The organism is Streptomyces sp. NPDC002790, assembly GCF_040295505.1.
Classification (GTDB): Bacteria; Actinomycetota; Actinomycetes; order Streptomycetales; family Streptomycetaceae; genus Streptomyces.
Genome location: NZ_JBEOVM010000193.1, coordinates 1 through 6,162 on the forward strand (window position 1 = coordinate 1; position 6,162 = coordinate 6,162).

Annotated in this window: 4 protein-coding genes; all 4 read right to left on the reverse strand. The window is 73.3% G+C overall.

Features of this window, described 5'->3' with window-relative positions:
• Positions 1-99 precede the first annotated feature (99 nt).
• Complete coding sequence (locus ABT004_RS35545) at positions 100-3,321, reverse strand: S41 family peptidase (protein ID WP_351345705.1); 3,222 nt, start codon at positions 3,319-3,321, stop codon at positions 100-102.
• Positions 3,322-3,389: 68 nt separating this feature from the next.
• The gene (locus ABT004_RS35550; RefSeq protein ID WP_351345708.1) at positions 3,390-3,947 is read right to left on the reverse strand and encodes a hypothetical protein; all 558 of its coding nucleotides are present in this window, start codon (positions 3,945-3,947) and stop codon (positions 3,390-3,392) included.
• A 79-nt stretch (positions 3,948-4,026) separates the two neighbouring features.
• Positions 4,027-4,773 carry a 16S rRNA (uracil(1498)-N(3))-methyltransferase gene (locus ABT004_RS35555; protein WP_351345711.1) on the reverse strand — a complete coding sequence of 249 codons (747 nt, stop codon included), beginning with the start codon at positions 4,771-4,773 and terminating at the stop codon, positions 4,027-4,029.
• Positions 4,773-5,846: a nitronate monooxygenase gene (locus tag ABT004_RS35560; RefSeq protein WP_351345714.1), complete on the reverse strand. Its 1,074-nt coding sequence runs from the start codon at positions 5,844-5,846 to the stop codon at positions 4,773-4,775. Before ABT004_RS35560 ends, ABT004_RS35555 begins: the two co-directional genes overlap by 1 nt.
• Positions 5,847-6,162 lie beyond the last annotated feature (316 nt).

Below are 6,162 nucleotides of genomic sequence, written 5' to 3' on the forward strand. Positions count from 1 at the left end.
GCTTGATCTATCAAGCCCCGCCGGCGATTGAGGCGATCTTTCAAGCCCCTGCGGCGATTGAGCAGCGGGGTCCGGGGCAGAGCCCCGTGGGCGTCACCACTACTCCGCCGAAGCTCGCGGCAGCGTAGGCGGCGACTTGGCCGGGTTGTCCGCAAGCGCCGCCAGCGCGATGCGGATGGCCTCATCGAGCTGCGGGTCACGACCGGCCACCGCGTCCTGGGGCGCCAGAACCACCTCCACGTCCGGGTCCACCCCATGGTTCTCGAGGCCCCACCCGTACCCCTCCATCCAGGTCGCATACTTCGGCTGCGTGACCAGCGTCCCGTCCATCAACCGGTACCGGCTGTCGATGCCGATGACGCCGCCCCACGTACGTACGCCCACGACGGGCCCGATGCCGAGCGCCTTGATCGCCGCGCTGACGATGTCGCCGTCCGAGCCGGAGAACTCGTTGGCCACGGCGACGACCGGGCCGCGCGGCGCGTCCATCGGGTACGTGAACGGGCGGCTGCCCCGCGGCACGTCCCAGCCCACCACGCGGCGCGCCAGCTTCTCCACGACGAGCTGCGACGTGTGCCCGCCCCGGTTCTCCCTGACGTCCACGACGAGCCCGTCCCGCGCGACCTCCACGCTCAGGTCCCGGTGGATCTGCGCCCAGCCCGGCGCCTGCATGTCGGGGACGTGCAGATATCCGAGCCGGCCGTCCGACTGCTCGTGGACGTACGCCCGCCGGTCCGCGACCCACGCGTGGTACCGCAGCGGTTCCTCGTCGTCGAGCGGCACGACGACGACGTGGCGCGGGTCGCCGCCACCGGCCGGCGAGACCGTCAACTCCACGGGCTGGTCGGCGGTGCCGACGAGCAGCGGCGCGGGCCCGGTCACCGGGTCGACCGGCCGCCCGCCGACCGCGACGAGCGTGTCCCCGGCGCGTACGGCGACACCGGGCGCGGTGAGCGGGGAGCGGGCGCGCGGGTCGGAGGTCTCGGACGGCAGCACCCGGTCGACCCGCCAACTGCCGTCCTCGTGACGGGAGATGTCGGCGCCGAGCAGCCCCTGCCGGCGCGCGGCGGTGCCCCCTCCGCCCCTCGGCGACACATACGCGTGCGAGGTCCCCAGCTCACCCTGCACCTCCCACAGCAGGTCGACGAGGTCGTCGTGCGTGGCGACCCGGTCGAGCACCGGCCGGTACCGCGCCAACACCCCCTCCCAGTCGACGCCGTTCATGTCGGCGCGCCAGAAGTTGTCCCGCATGAGGCGTCCGGCCTCGTCGTACATCTGCCGCCACTCGGCCGCCGGGTCGACGGTCTGGCTGACCCGGGAGAGGTCGACGGTGATGTTCGTGTCGCTGTCGTCGTCGTGCGCGGGGCGCCGGTCGCTGGGGACCACCTTGAGGGCCTCGCCGGTCCACAGCAGCACCCGCTTGCCGTCGCCGCTGACCTCGAAGTGCTCGGCGTCGGCGCCGATCTCCTCGATGCGCTGCTGGACCAGGTCGTAGCGTTCCAGGCGGGTCTTGGGCTCCGGCGCGTCGAGACCGGCACGGGAGTCGCCGAGCACGCCGCGCACGGGGTGCCGCAGCCACAGCACGCCGTCCTTGGCCGTCCGCAGCCGGGAGTAGCGCGCGGCCTCGACGGGGAACGGCACGATGCGGTCGAGCAGGCCCTCCAGGTCGACGCGGGTCGCGGGCGTGCCCTCGCTGTCGGGCGTCTCGGCTCCGGGAACGTCCGGGGTGTCGAAGGGGCGGCCGTGGCGCTGCGGCCCGAACGGCGAAGGTGTCGTCGCGGCGAGCGTGATCAGGTGCGGGCGCGAGCCGCTGACGAACGCGAGGTCGAAGGCGTGCTCGTCGTAGACCGGGTCGAAGGAGCGCGCCGACAGGAACGCCAGGTGCTTGCCGTCGAGCGTGAACGCGGGCGCGTAGTCCCGGAATCGCAGCGGGGTCGCCTCGCTGACGGACAGGTCGGTGGCGTTGGCGAGCTTGAGCTGGCGCAGGTCGTGCGGTCCCGGGTGCGACCAGGCGAGCCACGCCGAGTCCGGCGAGAACGCGAGCCCTGTGGCGTTCCCGTCCTCGCTGCGGTCCACTTCCCGTACGTCGCCGCTGTCGCGCTCGACGAGCAGGATCCGGCCGTCGTGCGAGGCCACGGCGGCCCGGCCGCCGTCGGGCGCCACCGTCAGGGTGAGCACCCGGCCGAGCCGTCCTGCGCCGAGCCTGCGCGGTGTGGCGCCGGGCGCGGCGCCGGTGGCGGGCGCGAACTCCAGGGCGTCGTCGCCCTCGGCGTCCGTCACCCACACGACGTGTTCCTCGCCGTCGACGCGGAAGGTGTGCGGGAGCCGGGCCCGGACGCCCGGTGCGGCGGCGAGCGCGCGGGCGGGGCCCGCGCGGTGGGTCACCCAGTGCACGGCGCCGCGTACGTTGACGGCGCTGCCGCGTCCGGTGTGGTCGGGGGACGCGGCACCGAACCAGTGCGCGGCGTCGACGGGCCGGGGCTGGAGGTCGACGCGCTGGCCGCCGAGGCGGATGTCGAGCCGGCGCGCCTCCACGCCTTCGTCGAGGCCGTCGACGATCCACAGGTCACCGGCGCTCGCGTAGACGACCCGTTCGCCGTCGGTGGCGGCATGCCGCGCGTAGAAGCCGTCGATGGGCGTGTGCCGTCGCAGCTCGGTACCGTCGGGGAGGGAGGAGTAGAGCGCGCCGACGCCTTCGTGGTCGGAGAGGAACGCGACGCGGTCCCCCACCCACATCGGGTACTCGATGTTCCCGTCGAGTTCGGCGTGCAGGCGCCCGAACTCCCCCGCGCCCTCCCGGTCGATCCACAGCTTGCCGGCCGTGCCGCCCCGGTACCGCTTCCACCAGGCGGCCTCCCGCCCCATCGTCGCGGACAGCAGCAGGGTCCGGTCCTCGGGCCCGAACGCGACGCCGCCCACGGGCCCGTACGGCAGCGTCTCGGCGGGTCCGCCGTCCAGGGGCACGGCCCGCGCCCAGCTGCGGCGCAGCGAGGCCTGGCCGTGCGTGGTGGTGGCGAGCACTCGCCCGTCGGGTGTCCAGCCGCGCACCTGGGTCGTCCAACTCCCCCAGTGCGTAAGCCGCTTGGCGGATCCGCCGGCCACCGGGGCGGTGTGCACCTCCGGTGCTCCGTCGCGCCGCGAGGTCCAGGCGACCGTCTCGCCGTCCGGGGAGAGCCGGGGATGACCGACGGGCATGTTGTCGGCGCTGACCCGCCAGGCGCGGCCGCCGTCGAGCGGCGCGGCCCACACGTCGTCCTCGGCGGTGAAGACCACCAACTCGCCGTGCAGGTGCGGGAACCGGAGGTACGCAGGAGTCGTCACCCGGCCCAGCCTAAATTTGGCCGCGCCCCACGTCAGCCCGTCTGATCACTTGCCCTTCACTTCCGCCTTCACTTCCCCTGGAAAGTCGGCGGGGGCGCGGTCACCGTGACGGTCTCGGTGACGGTGCTCGTGGCGCCGGGCTGCGGCTGCTGGGGCGGCGGATCCTCGGAGGGGGCCGGTTCGGGATCCTTCGAAGGCCCGGGGTCGGGGTTCTTCGGGGCCGAAGTGGCGTCGTTCGCCGCGCAGTTGCCGAGCACGCCGTAGCTGAACCACACCTTTCCGTCGATGCGCGCGATGACCTTTCCGCGCACACAGGCGCCTGCGACGACCCCGTACACCCACCCCTGTACGTTGACGTCCTTGCCGTCCTTGGTCTTCCCCCGGCAGTCGACCTTCACTTCGCTGGGCGCCGATTCACCGGAGGGCGTGGGCCCGCGGTACACGGCCGTACAGCTGAGCCAGGCGACCTTGCCGTGCTGCCGGTTCAGCTCAGTGGTGGCCTGCTGGTCGGTGGTCGCCGCGACCTCGGACGGGTTGAGGTCGCCCTCGATCGGCTGACACGCGACGCCCGTGGCGACGACGGCAGCGACGAGGACCAGCCCGCCGAACCCTCTCGATCCCCGCATGCACGGCAGAATGCCAGTGGACGTACAGGGTCGGTAGTGCTGTTGCGGCCACTATGGGAGCGACCGGCGTACGGGCCGCCTACCCCCAGCGTCCCGTGCGCCCCAGCAGCAACGCCACCGCCGCCGTTCCGGCCGTCGACGTGCGCAGGACGCTCCGCCCGAGCCGCATCGGCTGCGCCCCGGCCTCCTCGAACACCGTCAACTCCTCAGGCGAGACGCCGCCTTCGGGGCCGACGACGAGCACGATCTCGCCGCTGTCCGGAAGCCCGGCCGAAGCAAGCGCCCCGCTCGGGGCGTCCCGGTCCTCGTGCAGCACCGCCGCGAAGTCCGCCCCGGCGAGCAGCGCCGCGACCTCCTTCGTCGTCGCGGCCTCCCCGACGACCGGAAACCGCACCCGCCGCGACTGCTTCCCGGCCTCGCGCGCGGTGGCCCGCCACTTGCCGAGCGCCTTGAGCCCGCGCTCGCCTCGCCACTGCGTGATGCACCGGGAGGCGGCCCACGGCACGATCGCGTCGACGCCCGTCTCGGTCATGGTCTCCACGGCGAGTTCGCCCCGGTCGCCCTTGGGCAGCGCCTGTACGACGGTGATCCGGGGCCGCTCGTCGGGCTCCACCCGCACGGGCCCCGCCGCGACTTCGAGCCGGTCCTTGCCCTCGCTGCCGGTGACGACGGCCTCGCACCAGGAGCCGAGCCCATCGGTGAGGGTCACCGTCTCCCCGGCTCGCAGCCGCTTCACGGAGACGGCGTGCCGCCCCTCGGGCCCGTCGAGCACATAGGCGCGGTCGCCGGGTACGGGCCCCTCGACGACGAATACCGGAGCGGTCATCAGGCGGCGCCCCGCTGCGTCAACGCGGCCTTGGCGGCGTCGAGTTCGGCGGCGAGCACCTCCACGAGCTGCCCGGCCGGAAGCCCCCGCGCGAGCCGGTGCCCCTGCCCCGCCCACAGCGCCATGCCCTGCGGGTCACCGGCCTTGGCCGCGGCCTTGCGCAGCGGCGACGTCATGTGGTGGACCTGCGGGTACGCGGCCGGGGCGTACGGTCCGTGCTCGCGCATGAACCGGTTGACGAGCCCGCGCGCGGGGCGGCCGGAGAAGGCACGCGTCAGTTCGGTCCGGTTGAACAGCGGATCGGTCATGGCCTGCTTGTGCGGCTCCGGCGCCCCGGACTCCGGGGTGACCAGGAACGCGGTGCCGAGCTGTGCGAGGTCGGCGCCGGCCGCGAGCACCGCGGCGATCTGCGCGCCGCGCATGATCCCGCCCGCGGCGATGATGGGCAGCTGCACGGCCTCGCGCACCTGCACGATCAGCGAGAGCAGCCCGACCCCGCTCCCGTCGGCCTCGGGGTTGTCCCGGTGCGTGCCCTGATGCCCGCCGGCCTCGATCCCCTGTACGCACACCAGGTCGGCGCCGGCCTCCTGCGCGGCCTGCGCCTCCTCCACGGTGGTGACGGTGACGCCGGCCTTCGTACCGACGCGTTGCAGCGCCTGTACGACCGCGCGGCGGGGGCAGCCGAAGGTGAAGGTGACCAGCGGGACGGGGTCGTCGACGAGAATCGCGAGCTTGGCGTCGTAGCCGTCGTCGCTGCAGCTGTCGGTCTCGCCGAGGGGGGTGCGGTACCAGGTGGCCTCGCCGGCGAGCTGGTTGCGGTAGACCTCGACGCTGGCCGGGTCGGCGTGTTCGGACTGCGGCATGAAGAGGTTGACGCCGAAGGGCCTGCCGGTCAGTGCCCGCGCCTGTTTGATCTCCTGGTACATCCCGTCGGCCGTTTTGTACCCGGCGGCGAGAAACCCGAGTCCGCCGGCCTCGGTCACGGCGGCGACCAGTGCGGGGTGCGAGGCGCCGCCAGCCATGGGGGCCTGCACGATCGGGAGGGGGCAGAGATCGGTGGGTGCGGAGGACATGCTCGCATCGTGCCACGTCCCCTCCGGGCCACCGAATCGCCCCTTGAGCCCACCCGGCACCCGCTTCGGGGCTCCGCCCCGGACCCCGCTGCTCAATCGCCGCAGGGGCTTGAATTGCCCACCCGCCGCGGGTCTGGAAAACCCAACCCCCACAGGTCTGGAAAACCCAACCCCCGCAGGTCCGGAAAGCCCACCCCGCGGGTCCGGAAAACCCAATCCCCGCGGGTCTGAAAGATCAATCGCCGGCGGGGCTTGATTTTTAAATACCCGCCGCCGGGAGAGGAGGTGTATTTAGAGCCTGAGGGGGATTTTGGTG

Excerpts from the sequence above, each read along its gene's own strand:
- ABT004_RS35550 (WP_351345708.1), bottom strand. The coding sequence starts at position 3,947 with ATGCGGGGATCGAGAGGGTTCGGCGGGCTGGTCCTCGTCGCTGCCGTC.
- ABT004_RS35555 (WP_351345711.1), bottom strand. The coding sequence starts at position 4,773 with ATGACCGCTCCGGTATTCGTCGTCGAGGGGCCCGTACCCGGCGACCGC.
- ABT004_RS35560 (WP_351345714.1), bottom strand. The coding sequence starts at position 5,846 with ATGTCCTCCGCACCCACCGATCTCTGCCCCCTCCCGATCGTGCAGGCC.